Source organism: Companilactobacillus farciminis KCTC 3681 = DSM 20184, assembly GCF_002706745.1.
Taxonomy (GTDB): Bacteria; Bacillota; Bacilli; order Lactobacillales; family Lactobacillaceae; genus Companilactobacillus; species Companilactobacillus farciminis.
The window spans coordinates 1734590-1751249 of record NZ_CP017702.1 but is presented as its reverse complement, the minus strand read 5'-3'; the positions used below and the strand labels follow the sequence as shown (position 1 = coordinate 1751249).

The 16660-nt window shown below is 36.6% G+C and carries 13 protein-coding genes and 1 other annotated feature; of the genes, 10 read left to right on the top strand and 3 right to left on the bottom strand.

Annotation, left to right across the window (positions count from 1 at the left end):
- The first annotated feature begins 284 nt into the window (after positions 1-284).
- From LF20184_RS08530 to LF20184_RS08485, 9 genes are all read left to right on the top strand, one after another.
- Entirely contained in the window at positions 285-1451 is a 1167-nt protein-coding gene (locus LF20184_RS08530; protein WP_010020259.1) for a cation:proton antiporter, read from the top strand.
- Between the two features lie 102 nt (positions 1452-1553).
- On the top strand, positions 1554-2648 hold the full coding sequence (locus LF20184_RS08525) for a lactate oxidase (protein WP_010020257.1): 1095 nt from the start codon (positions 1554-1556) through the stop codon (positions 2646-2648).
- 191 nt (positions 2649-2839) lie between these two features.
- Positions 2840-4600 (top strand): ABC transporter ATP-binding protein, encoded by a 1761-nt coding sequence (locus LF20184_RS08520; RefSeq protein ID WP_010020255.1) that lies wholly within the window; start codon positions 2840-2842, stop codon positions 4598-4600.
- Positions 4590-6386 carry an ABC transporter ATP-binding protein gene (locus LF20184_RS08515; protein WP_010020254.1) on the top strand — a complete coding sequence of 599 codons (1797 nt, stop codon included), beginning with the start codon at positions 4590-4592 and terminating at the stop codon, positions 6384-6386. Before LF20184_RS08520 ends, LF20184_RS08515 begins: the two co-directional genes overlap by 11 nt.
- A gap of 16 nt (positions 6387-6402) precedes the next feature.
- Positions 6403-7257 (top strand): DUF3737 family protein, encoded by an 855-nt coding sequence (locus LF20184_RS08510; protein ID WP_010020253.1) that lies wholly within the window; start codon positions 6403-6405, stop codon positions 7255-7257.
- A 12-nt stretch (positions 7258-7269) separates the two neighbouring features.
- Positions 7270-8439, top strand: a complete 1170-nt coding sequence (locus LF20184_RS08505) for a MalY/PatB family protein (RefSeq protein ID WP_056945240.1) — start codon at positions 7270-7272, stop codon at positions 8437-8439.
- Positions 8440-8701: 262 nt separating this feature from the next.
- Positions 8702-9406, top strand: a complete 705-nt coding sequence (locus LF20184_RS08495; protein ID WP_099240395.1) for a helix-turn-helix domain-containing protein — start codon at positions 8702-8704, stop codon at positions 9404-9406.
- Positions 9403-10296 carry an IS3 family transposase gene (locus tag LF20184_RS08490; RefSeq protein ID WP_099240391.1) on the top strand — a complete coding sequence of 298 codons (894 nt, stop codon included), beginning with the start codon at positions 9403-9405 and terminating at the stop codon, positions 10294-10296. The genes LF20184_RS08495 and LF20184_RS08490 overlap by 4 nt, the downstream gene beginning before the upstream one ends.
- Positions 10297-10496: 200 nt before the next feature.
- Positions 10497-11141: a nicotinate-nucleotide adenylyltransferase gene (locus LF20184_RS08485; RefSeq protein WP_010020250.1), complete on the top strand. Its 645-nt coding sequence runs from the start codon at positions 10497-10499 to the stop codon at positions 11139-11141.
- Positions 11142-11188: 47 nt separating this feature from the next.
- On the opposite strand, the gene LF20184_RS08480 is transcribed toward LF20184_RS08485, so the two are convergent.
- From LF20184_RS08480 to LF20184_RS08470, 3 genes are all read right to left on the bottom strand, one after another.
- Positions 11189-12568 carry an amino acid permease gene (locus LF20184_RS08480; protein ID WP_029606546.1) on the bottom strand — a complete coding sequence of 460 codons (1380 nt, stop codon included), beginning with the start codon at positions 12566-12568 and terminating at the stop codon, positions 11189-11191.
- A 147-nt stretch (positions 12569-12715) separates the two neighbouring features.
- The gene (locus LF20184_RS08475) at positions 12716-13408 is read right to left on the bottom strand and encodes a hypothetical protein (protein WP_010020248.1); all 693 of its coding nucleotides are present in this window, start codon (positions 13406-13408) and stop codon (positions 12716-12718) included.
- Positions 13409-13491: 83 nt separating this feature from the next.
- Entirely contained in the window at positions 13492-14211 is a 720-nt protein-coding gene (locus tag LF20184_RS08470; protein ID WP_010020247.1) for an alpha/beta hydrolase, read from the bottom strand.
- A gap of 77 nt (positions 14212-14288) precedes the next feature.
- Positions 14289-14527, top strand: a binding site (T-box leader).
- Between the two features lie 60 nt (positions 14528-14587).
- On the opposite strand from LF20184_RS08470, the gene asnS reads away from it, so the two are divergent.
- Complete coding sequence (gene asnS / locus LF20184_RS08465; RefSeq protein ID WP_010020246.1) at positions 14588-15979, top strand: asparagine--tRNA ligase; 1392 nt, start codon at positions 14588-14590, stop codon at positions 15977-15979.
- The last annotated feature ends 681 nt before the right edge of the window (positions 15980-16660 follow it).

Sequence of the window (16660 nt, the reverse complement as noted above, 5' to 3'; positions counted from 1 at the left end):
AAAGAAAATTGGCTCAGTAGTGAATTTATTCTTAGCAACTTGTTGCTTAGAATAAGGTCGAGTTTTGAGATTTTGCGCACTTGGTTTATGCAAAAGCTCAAAATCGTGCCCACTACGTTCCAGTCAAATTTTCTTTGCTATGGAGGACGGAATATTACCACTAATTAAAATATAAAATAAACCAAATTTGTAATAGGTCTCAAAATTCGTTTTATTTTATATTTTGAAAAAATTATTATATCATCAGGTGTTGATATTACCAGAGGATATAGAGGATATAAATTATGGAGAGATTTGCACTATTAATCGTATTATTTGCGGCTTTGGCAACACCTTTAATTACCGCAAAATTTCATTTGACCCGAATGCCGACGGCTATTTCGGAAATTATTATGGGAATAATTATCGGAAAAACTGGTTTGAATATTGTTCAACCTGATGCCAGTTTACGCTACATTTCTAGTTTGGGTGTTATTATGTTGATCTTTTTAGGTGGGATGGAAATTGACTTCTCACTGTTGGAGCCTAAGAAGGGTAAAGATACTTTTTCACCACTAGGGACCTCGATTTGGGGCTTTGTTTCAATTCTGATCATGTCGTTAATTTTGAGTGCAATATTGTATGCGACGGGTATTTTTAGTGAATTTATCTTGGCGGTTATTTTATTCAGTACGATTGCTTTAGGAGTTATTATTTCACTCTTGAAAGAAGTTGGACTGTTGCAGACTAATTATGGACAGACGATTCTGTTGACTAGTGCTTTGGGAGAATTTATTCCCTTACTAGCTTTGACAGTCTATTCAGCTATGAAACAGCAGAATTATTTATCCGTTTTAGGATTGCCAGTTATCTTTATCATTGCCATTATTTTATTGCGGAGATTCAACCGGATTTATGTTTTCTTCGAGGGTATTGATAAGAGTACGACGCAATTAGATATTCGTTTGGCCTTCTTTTTGATTTTTATCTTAGTCACATTTGCTGAACAAATTGGTGCTGAAAATATCTTAGGAGCTTTTTTGGCTGGGGCAGTTATGAAATTGCTCAAACCTAAGTCAGATACTGAAGAAAAATTGAGCTCGATGGGGTATGGTTTCTTTATTCCGGTTTTCTTCATTACTACCGGTGTTAATTTGAACTTAAGAACTTTGTTGACTAACAAGCAAGCTTTAGTTTTGATTCCGGTTTTCTTCGTCGCTTTCATTTTGTCTAAGATGATTGTTTACGTAGCTTTTCGAAAGAAGTTTGGCAAGAGGTATTCGGCCGCAGCAACGATTTTGACTTCGACTACGATTACTTTGGTCTTGCCAATTTTACAAGTCGGTCAAAATTTAAAATTGATCAATACCGCTCAAGCTGGAGCAATCACTTTGGCAGCTATTATAACGTGTTTGATTGGGCCAACGCTTTTCAACAAAATTATTAGTGGTGGTCAAAAAGAGACAAATTAATAAAAATATCTTTTTTGGAGAAAAAAGCACAGCAAAATATGTCGATATGGACTAGAATGTACCTGTTAAATAAAAAGTAACATCAAAAGGATGGGGATTTTTATGGCAAAGTATGAAGCAAGTACAGAAGAAAAGCATATTGATATCGTCAATATTGCAAGTTTGGAACAACGTGTTAAGGACCATATGAGTAATGAAAAAGGTGCTTTTGGTTATATTCGCGGTGGTTCTGAAGACGAGTGGACAATGAAACAAAATACTGAGGCTTTCAACAAGAAGAGAATCATGCCTCGTGTTTTACAAGGAATCGATCATGCCGATTTGAGTACTAAACTTTGGGACATTGATTTGAAGACACCAATCATTGAAGCTCCTTCAGCTGCTCACGGTTTGGCTCATGCTAAAGGTGAAGTTGATACTGCTAAAGGTGTTGCTGCTGCCGGTTCGATTTTCTCAATGAGTACTTATGGTAGTACTGCAATCGAGGACGGTGCCGCTGCTGCTCCTGATGCTCCACAATTCTTCCAACTTTATATGAGTAAAGATGACAAATTTAATGAATTTTTGATCAAGAAAGCTGTCAAAGCTGGTGTTAAAGCTATCATTTTGACAGTTGATTCAACGCTTGGTGGCTATCGTGAAGCAGATGTCATCAACAAGTTCCAATTCCCACTACCAATGCCAAACTTAGCTGCCTTTTCTGACGGCGATGGTGAAGGTAAGGGAATCTCTGAAATTTATGCCGCCGCTAAACAAGGTATCGTACCTTCAGATATTCAAAAGATCAAAGATATGTCCGGTTTGCCAGTCTTTGTTAAAGGTATTCAATCACCAGATGATGCAGAGCTTGCAATCGAATTTGGAGCTGATGGTATTTGGGTATCAAATCACGGTGGTCGTCAACTAGATGGGGGTCCTGCTTCATTTGATGTATTGCCTTCAATTGCACAAGTTGTCGACAAACGTGTTCCAATCGTCTTCGATAGTGGCGTTCGTCGTGGAGAACATGTCTTCAAGGCCTTGGCTAGTGGTGCTGATTTAGTTGCCGTTGGTCGCCCAATCATTTATGGATTGAATCTTGGTGGTGCTCAAGGTGTCACAGATGTCATTGAACACTTAAATAAGGAACTTTCCATTACTATGCAATTGGCTGGTACTAAGACGATTCATGATGTTAAGAACGTTGATTTATTATAATTGTTGTAATAATATAAAATTGAATTTAATCATAGAAAGAACAATTCTTAGGATTAATCCGAAGGGTTGTTCTTTTTGTATAGAAAACGTTTTTCTAAAAATAATCTCGAATTAATGCTTGAGTTAAAGTCGACTTTAGGGTGTAGAGTTATTTTCGAGGTCATTTTTGAAGTAACAGGTGGGTGAAATATATGGGGATTTTTTCTCGTTTAAGTTGGTTTTTTAAACACCAATGGAAACAATATTTAATTGGTGTGGTGGCCTTGATATTAGTGGCAATTTGTAATGTAATACCGCCACGAATTATTGGTAACGTAGTTGATTCTGTCAGCAATAAGAATATGACTGTGAGATTTTTGGTCATAAATATGGTGACACTTTTTGTCGTCGCTATCGTGCAATATTTATTGCGCTTTTTGTGGCAGAAGATGATTTATGGCAGTTCTTATGTTTTGGAACGTGATTTGAGAAGTCGACTTTTCAAACACTTTATGAAGATGGATAAGACTTTTTATCAGAGGTGGCGAACTGGTGATTTAATGGCTCATGCTACTAATGATATCGATGCTGTCAGAGATGTTGCAGGACCGGGAATTTTGACTTTAGCTGACTCCTTGATTACGGGTATCTCGATGATTTTAGCGATGGGGATGTTTGTTAACTGGAAGATGACTTTAATGGCTGTTTTGCCACTATTGTTGTTGGCGGTGATGGCTAATGTGCTTGGAAATAAGATTCACGTTGCCTTTCGTGATTCACAAGCGGCTTTTTCTAGTATCAACAATAAGACCCAAGAGAGTGTTGTCGGGATTAAAGTTTTAAAAGCATTAGGTCAAGAGACTGAAGATGAAAAAGATTTCGACTGCTATGTTGATAAAAATATCAAAGCTAATAAACGTTCTTATCGTTTGGATGCGATGTTTGATCCTTTGACGACTTTAATAATGGGGATTTCTTACACGTTGACGATTATCTTTGGTGGATTAGCTGTATTGCAACAGAGAATCACGATTGGTCAACTCGTTTCATTCATTACTTATATGGCTGAATTGATGTGGCCAATGTACGCTGTCGGTAGTTTATTCAATTTATTGGAAAGAGGATCAGCCAGTTACGACCGGATCAGTGATTTATTGAATGAGAAATCTTCAGTGGTAAAAACTAAAGATAGTTTCACGACTGTTCCAAGTGGGTTGTTGGATTTTCGAGTTGAAAGTTTTTCTTATCCAGATGACCCCAAAACAGCTTTGCATGATGTTGACTTCAAACTAAAGCCAGGTCAAACCTTAGGAATCGTTGGACCAACTGGTGGTGGTAAGTCGACCATTATTAGTTTGTTGATGCGAGACTTTGACCATTATCAAGGCTCAATCGATGTCGGTAAAATCGATATCCGAAAATATGATCTAAATAGTTATTTGGATACGATCGGATACGTGCCTCAGACAAACTTTTTATTCTCGACGGATGTTAGAGATAACGTTCGATTTGCTAATATTGATGCTACTCAAGAAGAAGTTGAACAGGCTAGTTTTGTCGCTGATTTGGATAATGATATTAAGCAAATGCCGGAAGGCTATGACACTCAAGTTGGTGAACTCGGAGTTTCACTTTCTGGTGGTCAAAAACAACGTTTAGCCATTGCTCGAGCTATTTTGAGTAACCCTAAATTATTGATTTTGGATGATTCACTTTCAGCGGTTGATTCTAAAACTGAACGACACATTGAATCGCGTATTGCTAAAAATCGACAACAGGGGACGACCATTATTGCGGCCAGTCGTTTGAGTTCAGTCGAAGATGCCGATGAGATTATCGTTGTTGAAGATGGAACAATCGTTGAAAAAGGTACTCATCAAGAATTGTTGCACCAGGCTGGTTGGTACGCTGATACCTATAATTTGCAAGCTCGAAACGAACAACTTGAGGGGAGGTTGAATGATGAAAAATGAAAATGAGAAGACACTTGAAGAGATTCACTCATTGACTAGAAAAGACCAACGACAAGTTTTGAAACGATTATTTAAATTTGCCTGGTTGTTCAAAAAGCAATTTGGCATTGCTATCGTATTTGCCATTTTATTGAGTGTCGTCAACGTGTTGTTGCCAAGAATGTTGCAATTTTACATGGATCATTATTTGACTGACCAAAGTACTGGCGTGCGCTTGATAATTTCATTTGCCATTTTGTATGCTCTTGGCACAATTATCAAAGCAATCGTTCAATTCATTGAGGAGTTTGCCTTTGCGATGGGTGCCGAACGAACGCTAGAAAAAATCCGGAGCAGATTATTTCATAAATTGCATACCTTAGGGTTAAATTACTTTGACGTCACACCGGCAGGGTCAATCGTTTCAAGAGTTACTAATGATACGAAGACGTTGTATAACTTTTGGACTTTGTTTTTGATGATCATTGTGGCATTTTTCGCCATGGTTTCGGCCTTTATAGCAATGATGTCAGTTAACAAAACTTTGGCCTTGTTGACAGCGTTGTTTGTGATCGTGTTGTACTTCTTAGTCTGGCTCTATCAGAAATTGAGTTTTAAAATTTATCAAAATTTGCGTGAATTCTTGAGTCAAATCAATACCAAACTGAATGAATCACTGATGGGTATCAGTATTATCCAACAATTTGGTCAACAAAAGCGAATGACGGCTGAATTCGAAGATCGAAACAATGCCTATTTTGGAATGCGCAACAAGATGATCAACGTTAATGCTTTCTTATTGTATCCGACCATCAGTTTGATGTTCATCTTAGCTGAAGTCGTGTCCTTGAGTGGCTTTGGTTGGGATAGTATGCATTTTCTAGTGCAAGCAGGTGTAATCTATGCCTTCTTGTCTTACCAACAAAACTTCTTTAATCCACTGTCTGATGTGATGAACTACATGTCATTTTTCCAAGATGGTTTAGTAGCCGGTTTTAGAATTATGAAATTGTTCGATAATCAAACGACTGCTCCTAAACAGCTCGAAAATAGCACTGAAGAAATTACCCAAGGAAAAATCGAATTTCGCCATGTGACTTTCAGCTATGAACCGGGCAAACCTGTTTTGAAGGATATTTCCTTTACCGTTCAACCTGGTCAAACAGTAGCCTTTGTTGGTCACACCGGTAGTGGCAAGAGTTCCATTATCAATTTGTTATTGAGATTTTACGAGTTTGGAGAAGGCCAGATTTTAATCGATGACTATGATATCCGTGACTATTCAACTAAAGAATTACGTAAAAAACTCGGTTTAGTTATTCAAGAACCATACTTGTTCTACGGTGACATTGCCAAGAATATTCGGATGTTTGACGACTCGATCACCGACCAACAAGTTGAACAAGCAGGTAAATTCGTTGATGCTGATAACTTTATCCAACAACTTCCTGGTAAATATCATGCCAAAGTTAGTGAGAGAGGAGCTAGTTTTTCAACTGGACAAAGACAATTGATTTCCTTTGCTAGAACTATTGTTAGAAATCCCAAAGTTTTGATTCTCGACGAAGCTACAGCTAATATTGACCCTCAAACTGAACAAAGTATTACTAATGGCTTGCACAAAATGCGAGATGACCGAACAACTATTGCGATTGCCCACCGTTTATCCACCGTCCAAGATGCTGACCTTATTTTAGTTTTGAATAAAGGTCGCATCATTGAACGAGGAACTCATCAAGAACTTTTGAAACTTGGTGGACATTACGCTGAATTGTATGAATTACAAAATAATAATGAAGAAAAATAAAAGAGAGATAAAATAAATGACAACAGAAATTAATGAAGGTTACTTTGACGGTGAACGTCCACTGTTCAAAATCAATGATGCTAAAATTGTTGATACTACTTTTGGACAAGGTGAATCACCATTAAAAGAAGCTAGTAATATCAATCTAGACGACGTAGTTTTTAAATGGAAGTATCCACTTTGGTACGTTAACCACGTCGTTGTAAATAATAGTATTTTTGAAACCATGTCCCGTTCTGGAATTTGGTATACGCACGATATTGAAATTAACGACTCAGCTTTACAAGCACCAAAATTATTCAGAAGAGCTTCTAATATTCGTTTGAATAACGTTCATTTTGCTGACGCTGAAGAAACGATGTGGACTTGTGACGATATCAAGTTAAAAGACGTCCAAGTTAACGGAAATTACTTCGGTAAAGACAGTTCAAATATTTATGCTGAGAATTTAAATGTCGTTGGAAATTATGTTTTCGATGGCGCTAAGAATATTGAAGTTCACAACTCAACTTTTGTTTCAAAGGATGCCTTTTGGAATTGCGAGAACGTAACAATTTATGATTCCAAAATCAGTGGCGAATATTTAGCTTGGAATACCAAGAATTTAACTTTGATTAATTGTACAATCGAAAGTGATCAGGGACTTTGTTACATCGATGGTCTAAAAATGATCAACTGTAAAGTTTTGCGGACTGATTTGGCTTTTGAATACTGCTCAAATATTGATGCTGACATTACGACTAATGTTATGAGTATCAAGAATCCAATCAGTGGTTCAATCAGAGTAAAATCAGTTGATAAAGTGATTTTTGATGACCCACAAATTGATCCTGACAAGACTAAAATTGAAGTCGCTGAAGAAATCAAATAATGAGGTGTTTTGATGGCATATGATTTTGAAACTCTAAATAAAACTCGGGCTGGAAATTCGGCTAAGTGGGATGTTCCAAACGGTGATCTACCAATGACGATTGCTGATATGGATTTTCCAACTGCTCCAGAAATCGTTGAAGCTTTGCAAGAAAAAATCTCAATGGGCTTGTTTGGCTATGAAGAGATTCCACCAGAGTATTTCAAAGCTGTAGCTGATTGGTACGAAAAAGAACATCACACTCGTCCACAAGAAAACTGGATGATTTTTGCAACCGGAGTTGTTCCAGCCATTTCTTCAGCGGTTAGACGTTTAACTTCGTTAGGCGATAACGTCCTAGTTCAAGCACCTGTCTATAATATTTTCTATAATTCTATCGTCAACAGCGGTCGTCACGTAGTTTCTAATGATTTGGTTTACGATGGCAAAACTCGTTCTTATTCAATTGATTTCACAGATTTAGAAACTAAATTGAGTGATCCACTAACTAACATGATGATCCTTTGTAATCCTCACAATCCAGTTGGCAAAATTTGGACAAAATCCGAATTGGAAAAAATCGCTAGTTTATGTTTGAAATATGACGTTAAACTATTCAGTGATGAAATTCACGGTGACATTACCTTCAACGAAAATGGTTATAATCCTATCTTTGGTTTAGATAGTAAGTATCTCGACAATGTTGTTGTAGCAGTATCTCCAAGTAAGACTTTCAACGTAGCTGCTATGCATGCAGCAACGATTATTGTTCCTAATGAAAACCTTCGTGCGCAAGTGAGTCGTGGTTTAAATAGTGAAGAATTAGCTGAACCAAATTTCGTAGCTATTCCCGGAACAATTGCCGCTTATACAAAAGGTGGTCCATGGTTGAAGGCTTTGAAAGAACAACTTTTGAAGAACCGTCAATTAGTCTTAGATTTCATTGAAGAAAAGATTCCACAACTCAAATGGGTACCAGGTCAAGCAACTTACTTGCTGTGGTTCGATATTTCAGAAATCACTGATGATGCTGATAAATTAGCTCAATTTATCAAAGATGACAGTGGCTTGATCATCAATCCTGGTTCTGTTTATCGAGGCGACGGTCAACACTTCATTCGGATGAATATTGCTAGTCCCCAAAGTATGATTCAAGACGGATTGAATCGTTTAGAAAAATCGCTCAATGATTATCAAAAATAACACTTACTTAGATAAAGTTGACTAACTCTTATCTAAGTAAGTGTTTTTGTTTGTTGAAATTAAAAAGATAATTATTAATCTAGTCCGGAATAGCAAAGCAAATTGGCTCAAATGTGAAATTATTCTTAGCAATTTATTGCTTAGAATAAGGTCGAGCTTGAAGACTTTGCCCGGTCTTGGGCTTAGCAAAGGCTCCAAGTCGTGCCCACATTGTTCTGCTATACTCCCTTTGTGGTTGACATATGAAATGGAATAATTTCAGATGAAAATCAGAAGGGATTTTTTTATGAAGAAGTACGAATCAGAGTTCAAGATAAAAATAATTAAAGACTATTTGAAAGTAAAGTCAGAAATAATATTTACAGAATATTGCAGATCAATCGGAGTTAATCCTATTACTGCTAGAGGTTGGCTTACCTTATTTCAAGCATACGGTGAAAAGGGATTAATCCCTCAAGTTCCCAAGAAATATAGTTATGAGACTAAGATTCAAGCTGTCAGTGCTTATCTTAATGGCGAAGGGACTCTTAAAGAAGTATCTATAAAGTTTAAACTACGTTCTTCTAAACAATTGAGATATTGGATAATACAGTATAATAATGACAAGAATCTAATCAAGGCTACGCCTGTTAGAAAGAAGGTCGTTACAATGTCGAAGAAAACCACTCTTGAAGAAAGAATTGAAGTAGTTGAATACGTAACTCTTCAAAAACATTCATACTCTGAAGCTTCGGAACATTTTCAAGTTTCCTATCAACAAGTACGCAATTGGGTATTAATCGTGAAGAAACAAGGATACTCTGCCCTCGCTGATAAGCGAGGACGCAGAGGTTACGTCAAAGAAAAGAGTTTAACAGAAGTTGATAAATTAAAACTAGAAAATAGACAATTAAAGGCTGAATTAAATAAACGTAACGCTATAGAGGCTTTTGAAAAAAAATTCGAAGAAATCCAGCGTGGGGAGTGAACAAACAGCATAGGCATGCTTACCAAGCGATAAAGGAAGTATGTCAAAGCCATCATGGATGGGAAACTATCCTATTAGAGTACATAGGTGTCAGTCGACAAGCCTATCACAAAAGCATTAATCGTAAAGAAACTGTCTGGGAAAAACAAGACAGAACTCTAAAAAAACATGTTAAGAGAATATATGAAGAACACAATGGAAGTGTTGGAGCAGGTAAAATACTTACTCATCTTATACACGAAAATAAACTAGGATTTAAATTATCATTAAAACGAGTAAGAAGAGTAATGAATGAATTGAATCTTGTTTGTAAAGTACGGAAGAAAAAGATAAATAGAAAAGAAAAAGAAGAAAAATATATTCAAGATAATATCTTAGATCAAAATTTTAAAGTTACTAAGCCAAATGAAGTTTGGCTAACAGATTCAACACAAATAGAATATGGACCAAATAAAAGATACAAAGTACGACTAAGTGGAATATTGGATCTTTATGGACGTTTTCTATTGGGATACATAATAACACCCACTGAGACGGCAGAAGCTGAAATGACCATGTTTGAAGAAGTATTTAAAAATGAAGGAGACGTGCACCCTATGGTCCATACGGACCGAGGGTCAGCTTATGTAGCTAACAGTTTTAATAAATTACTAGCACAACATAAAGTTTCTAGAAGTATGTCCAGACCAGGGACTCCTTATGATAATTCACCAATGGAACGCTGGTGGAACGATTTTAAATTACGTTGGATGGATCTTCATCCTACACCAGCTACGCTGGAAGAGTTGAAGAATCTAGTTAAAGAAGGAATAGATTACTTTAACAATCAAGATAGATCAGACAAAATAAATGGCTTTACTCCAGCGGAATACCGGAATAAAGCCATTTAAATATGTTTTATAATTTTAACTCTATTGAAATGTCAACTTGACAAGGCAGAGTGCATTCCAGCCAAATTTGCTTTGCTATGGAGGACGGCATGTTACCACCGATTCAAGTTCAAAAAGAGCTAAATTTGGTTGTGGGAGATTTTTTTGTACAGTTGGTATAATATATAACAAAAGATAATTTGTTAAAGCAGGCGAGAAATATGAATACAGCTGGAGCAGTTTTAACTAGAACCAAAGTCCAACCGCAATTAGATTTTAATTTTAAAAAGAAACATGTCGGCATTCTCAGTGGTTCATTCAATCCAATTCACAATGGACATCTGATGATTGCTCAACAAGTTTTTGAACAGTTAAATTTGGATAAAATTTTATTTATTCCTAGTAAGGTGCCACCACATCGCGGAGTTAGTCGCTACATTCCTAAAGTCAGCGTCGATGACCGTATCAATATGATCAAATATGGCATTAGAGATAATCCCAATTTTCAACTCGATATGACTGATATTGACCTAGGTGGGGTTAGTTATACTTATGAAACAATCAAACGGCTAAAAGAGCGCAATCCTAATACTGAGTACTATTTAATCGTCGGTTATGACATTGTTGAGAATTTGTCCAAATGGTCGCACATTGATGAATTAGTTAAGGAAGTCCACTTTGTCGGAGTCTGTCGTAAAGGCTACGAAAAAAAATCCCAATATCCAATCATGTGGGTCAATACACCAGTGATTGAAATCAGTTCAACTGTGATAAGACAACGAGTTCGAGAAGGTAAGTCGTTGAAGTATTACGTTCCTGATGACGTGGCTTGGTATATTAAGGATAAGGGGATTTATAAAAAGTAAATAAGCTCAAGATAATCTAAAGTGATTGTCTTGAGCTTATTTGATGTTTATTTTTCCTTGTGAGTTTGAAATTTTTCACGAACAAAGTAGAAGCAAGTCATGAATACCAAGAAAACAACCCCAATCAATAATGAAATAGTTGTTTCTGGATTTAAGAACATGAAGACTAAAATTACTAGCAATGCCGCAATGGCTAAGTAATTACTTAGAGGGTAGAGTGGCATTTTGAAAGGATGGTCCTTCATCTTGTCTTTATTGAGCCTTCTGAAATGAAGTTCACTGAACAAAATAACAAACCAAGGCACCATACCTGGCAAGACACTGGAACTGTAAACAACTACGAAAACGTCGCTAGGGGTGTGGAATAAGACGGGAAGCAAGAAGTTGATGATCAAACCAATTAAAATACCTAGTGAAATAGTGATAACGGCGATATAAGGAACACCAGCTTTAGAAATTTTCTTGAACGATTTTGGTAAATTGTTTTCTAGACCAAGTGTGTAAAGCATTCGACTGGCACTGAACATACCTGAGTTACATCCAGAAAGAGCGGCTGTTAAAACGACGAAATTGATGATCTCAGCTGCAAAGGTAATTCCGACTTTGGCAAAAGTTTCGGTAAATGGAGAGCCCATCGTACCTAATTTGTTCCAAGGATAAATTGAAACGATAACAAAAATTGCACCAATATAAAAAATTAAAATTCTTCCAACGATAGTCCGAATCGCATGTACGATACTACTTTGAGGATTTTCTGCTTCACCAGCAGTGATACCAATAACTTCGATACCTTGATAAGAAGCGACAACGATTGAAAGAGCGAAGATAAAGCCTTTCAATCCACCTGTAAAGAAGCCACCGTTAGTCCAAAGGTTACTGATACCAACGGGCTGGCCATTATTACCAAGACCGAATAAGATAACTAAAAGTCCCATGATAATCATGAAAATAATCGTAACGACTTTGATCAATGAGAACCAAAATTCCATTTCCCCATAAGCCTTAACAGAAGTTAAATTGGCTAGACAAAGAGTGGCGACAACGACAACCCCAACGAGCCATTGTGGCAAATTGGGCCACCAAAATTCTAGGTAAGTTCCAACAGCAATTACTTCAGAAATTCCAACGACTAGCCATTGGAAGACGTTACTCCAAGCGGTTAAATAGCCAACAACTGGATGGATGTATTCGGAGCCGAATTTTGCAAAAGAACCTGTAGATGGATCCGTGTAAATCATTTCACCTAAAGCACGCATAACCATGTACAAAATCAAACCAGCAATAGCATATGCGATTAAAACTGAAGGACCTGTCCATTTGATTGTCGAAGCTGAACCCATGAATAGACCAACACCGATTGTTCCACCAAGAGCAATCATTTGCATTTGCCTTGAAGACAGACTCCTATTTAATGACTTTTTTTCCAAGATATACCACCCTTTCGTAACCCCCATTGTTCGTGAATAACGAACATTTTTAGAAATATTTACCATAATAATACTATAAAACACAGCAAAAAGCCCCATAAAAATGAAGTTTCCAACATTTTTATGAGGCTTTTACATGAATGTATATTAACTTATCCTTTGTCGCTGTGGTTGTGTTTGCATGTGCGTGTCAGCAATTATTAGGGTATAGGAGTTTACGCCGAAGAAGGCAATGATAACTAGTAAGCCAGTTAACATGTAGCCTAAGAACATGAATCCTAAGCCTAATAATAATCCAAAGACCGCAAAACAGCGCATTAAATTCTTGGATACTGTGATCAAGCTATTCTCAGTCTTGAAAGCAGCGTGGTAGACTGAATCGATTTTTTGTGATTTGTAGACGGTCATGTCAGCTTTGTGAATTTCTAAAGTCAGTTGATAAGGATCAAAGCCGTCGACAATCTTGTCTTTGTCAAAGTCATCCGGTACGACTTGTTTGAAGAAGCCACCAGTGATACTTAGTTTTGGATAATAATTATTTGATAGAGCTAGTTTTAGTTTAGGAGTGAGAGGAATTGAGCCAATTGTAATGACTTTAGAAGTCCAGACACTTGCTAAAATATAAACACGATTATTTGCAACGTGGACATCGACCATAGCGGAATCCAAATTTTCTAATTGGTACATCTTGAAGATGAATTTGTTCTTGAGAATTTGTTTGTCTTTTAATCCTTCAAAGAGATCTTTATGATTGAGTTCTTTGACATAGTCGATATATTCATTGATAAATCTAGTTGCATCCTCAGTTAAATTTATTTTTTCATTAAATAAGACTGTCATAATTCCCCCAAAAATTGTAACGATTAATGTTAGTATAACAAAAATGTATGCGCTTTTGTGGAAAATTATGAAAACGTTTTATATTATTCACTAATTGAATCATTTAACCAATTTATTAAAAGTGTGCTTATAATATTTTGCTGTTTTGCATTACTGATAGATGCGGTATTATCGCCACTTTGCTTGCCGTAGCTACCAAAGCCCGCATGATTGCCACCTTTTATTTGTTCATAAATTGTATTGTTTGGTAGTAGTTTTTTAGTTTTCTGATAATTGGTATGGTTCAAAACTCCGTCTTTAGTAGCAGTTAGTGAGAGAACTGGTACATTTATTTCATGTAAATCATTTTTGTTTTCAGGATAACTTGCTAAAAAGAACAGCCCCTTGAGATTATTAGGATTATTTTTGGCATACTTGGCAGCCATCGTTCCACCAAGTGAGTGACCACCGATAACGTAGCCGTTGCTCTTAGAAATTTTATTAGCGGCGTTACTATTCAAAACAGCCAAATCAAGTGGGAAGTGGACGATATAAACTGAATAGCCAGCTTGTGCCACCTTTTGAGCCCAAATACTGTAACTTGCTGGTTCAACTAAGGCTCCTGGATAAAAAATCACTTTAGGTTTGTTATTGTCACCTTCGAAACGAATAACATTATCTACGATCGAAGCTTCTTGTGAAGTGGAGATAGCTGTTTGACTTGGCTGATATTCTTTGTTTTTAACCACAACGACCATTATTGAAATTGCTACTAATAGGAAGATCAAAATTCCTAATAGCCATTTCCAGACTTTTTTCTTCATAAAATCCTCCCTTATAAATACTTCTCTATTGTACTTTACATTTGGTATGAAAATATGCTACATTTAAGAAAATCAATATGAATAATATTAGAAGAAGGAGTACTGTATACTTTATCCACAGGGAGTTAAGGCAAGTGAGAACTTAACGTGTCGGTATATAGGAAAAACATCTTCGTTATTTCTGGCTGAAATACACATGTAGAGTAGGTACGGACGTGACCCAATGCGTTACAATTGGAGAGTATATTTATGTACTTTGAGGTGTTTTTTACAAAAAACTTGGGTGGTACCGCGGAAAAGATCTTTCGTCCCTTTTATTAGGGATGGAGGATTTTTTTTTAGTTTATAGTATTCTGGATTTTAAAAGGAGAAAATAATGCAAAACGTTTTGGTTAAAGATTTATACAAAAAAGAATTTGCTGACGGTGACAAGATCACTGTTTCTGGTTGGATTCGTACAATCAGAGGTTCAAAGAGAGTTGGATTTATCGAATTAAACGATGGTTCATTCTTCAAAAATGTGCAAGTTGTTATGACTAGCGACATGGAAAACTACGCTGAAGTAGTTAAGTACCCAATCAGTACAACTATCAAAGTTGTTGGTGAATTAGCTTTGACACCTAAAGCTCAACAACCTTTTGAAATCCATGCTACAGAAGTAGTTGAAGAAGGCTCTTCAGATGCTGATTATCCATTGCAAAAGAAAGCTCACTCATACGAATTTATGAGAACAGTAGCTCACTTGCGTCCAAGAACTAATACTTTCTACTCAGTCTTTAGAATTCGTTCACTAGCTGCTTTTGCTATCCACGAATACTTACAACACAATGACTTCGTTTACGTTCACACACCAATCATCACTAGTTCTGATGCTGAAGGTGCCGGTGAAATGTTTGAAGTTACAACTTTAGATATGAACAACGTTCCTAAGACTGACGATGGCAAAGTTGATTACAGCCAAGACTTCTTCAAGAAGGAAACTAACTTAACTGTTTCTGGACAACTAGAAGTTGAACCATTCGCTTTGGCATTTAGAAATGTTTACACATTCGGTCCTACATTCAGAGCCGAAAACTCACATACTGGACGTCACGCTTCAGAATTCTGGATGATCGAACCGGAACTTGCTTTTGCTGATTTGAAGGATGAAATGGATTGTTCAGAAGCATTATTGAAGTACGTTATCAATTACGTAATGGATCATGCTAAAGAAGAACTAGAATTCTTGAACGAAAACGTTGATAATACTTTGATTGATCGCTTAAAAGCTACAGCTGGCGAAGAATTTGCTCACGTAACTTATACAGATGCTATCGACATCCTAGAAAAAGCTACTGACGTTGAATTTGAAGTTAAACCTTACTGGGGACTAGATCTTGATTCTGAACACGAACGTTATCTATCAGAACAAGTTTACAAGAAACCTGTCTTCATCACTGACTATCCTAAGGATTTCAAGGCTTTCTACATGCGTGCTAATGACGACGGTAAGACCGTTGCCGCAGCTGACTTGTTAGTTCCCGAAATCGGTGAATTGATTGGTGGTTCACAACGTGAGGAACGTTTGGACAAACTAGAAGCTAGAATGGCTGAACTTGATATGAACGAAGAAGACTACAAGTGGTACTTAGAATTACGTAAGTACGGTGGTACAGTTCACTCAGGTTTCGGTATCGGTTTTGAAAGATTAGTTATGTACATCACAGGTATGGAAAATATCAGAGATGTCATTGCTTACCCAAGAACACCTGGTAACGCTGAATTTTAATAGATAATGAAGAAAAGAACTCAGAAATTAATTTTTCTGAGTTTTTTTTTAAGATAGGTTACCGCTGGATGTCGTCGTAAGTGAAGCTTTGTGGACGCTGGAACGTACTGGGCGCAACTTGAAGCTAATTCCAGAACCGGGAATCATCTCCAAGATTGACCTTTTGCTAAGCGATAAATCGCTAAGCAAAATTTCAGTACTGAGCATCCACAAAGCTACCACTCCCGACTGGAAAACGTCTTTTATTATTTATTTCAAATAACTCAAAATTAAAAATGGCATCTATTCAAATATAGTCAATTAATGGCTACCATTATCTGAATAGATGCTTATTTGTTTGGCTGTATAAAAATATGAAACAACTCTCTAGTCCGGAATAGCAAAGAAAATTGGCTCAAATGTGAAATTTCTCTTGGCAATTTATTGCCTAGTGAAAGGTCGAGCTTGAAGACTTTGCCCGGTTCTGGGCTTAGCAAAGGCTCCAAGTCGTGCCCACATTGTTCCAGCCAAATTTTCTTTGCTATGGAGGACGGAATATTACAACTAACCGAAGTTAAGAAGGAACCTAATTTTTCTGTTTTTTTTTACTTTAAAAAATAAAATATTTTACTAGAACACTTTATTTTATGTATTCGGTTATTAAAACTTTTGTCTTAAACTGTTTTAGACAGTTAAGAAAGA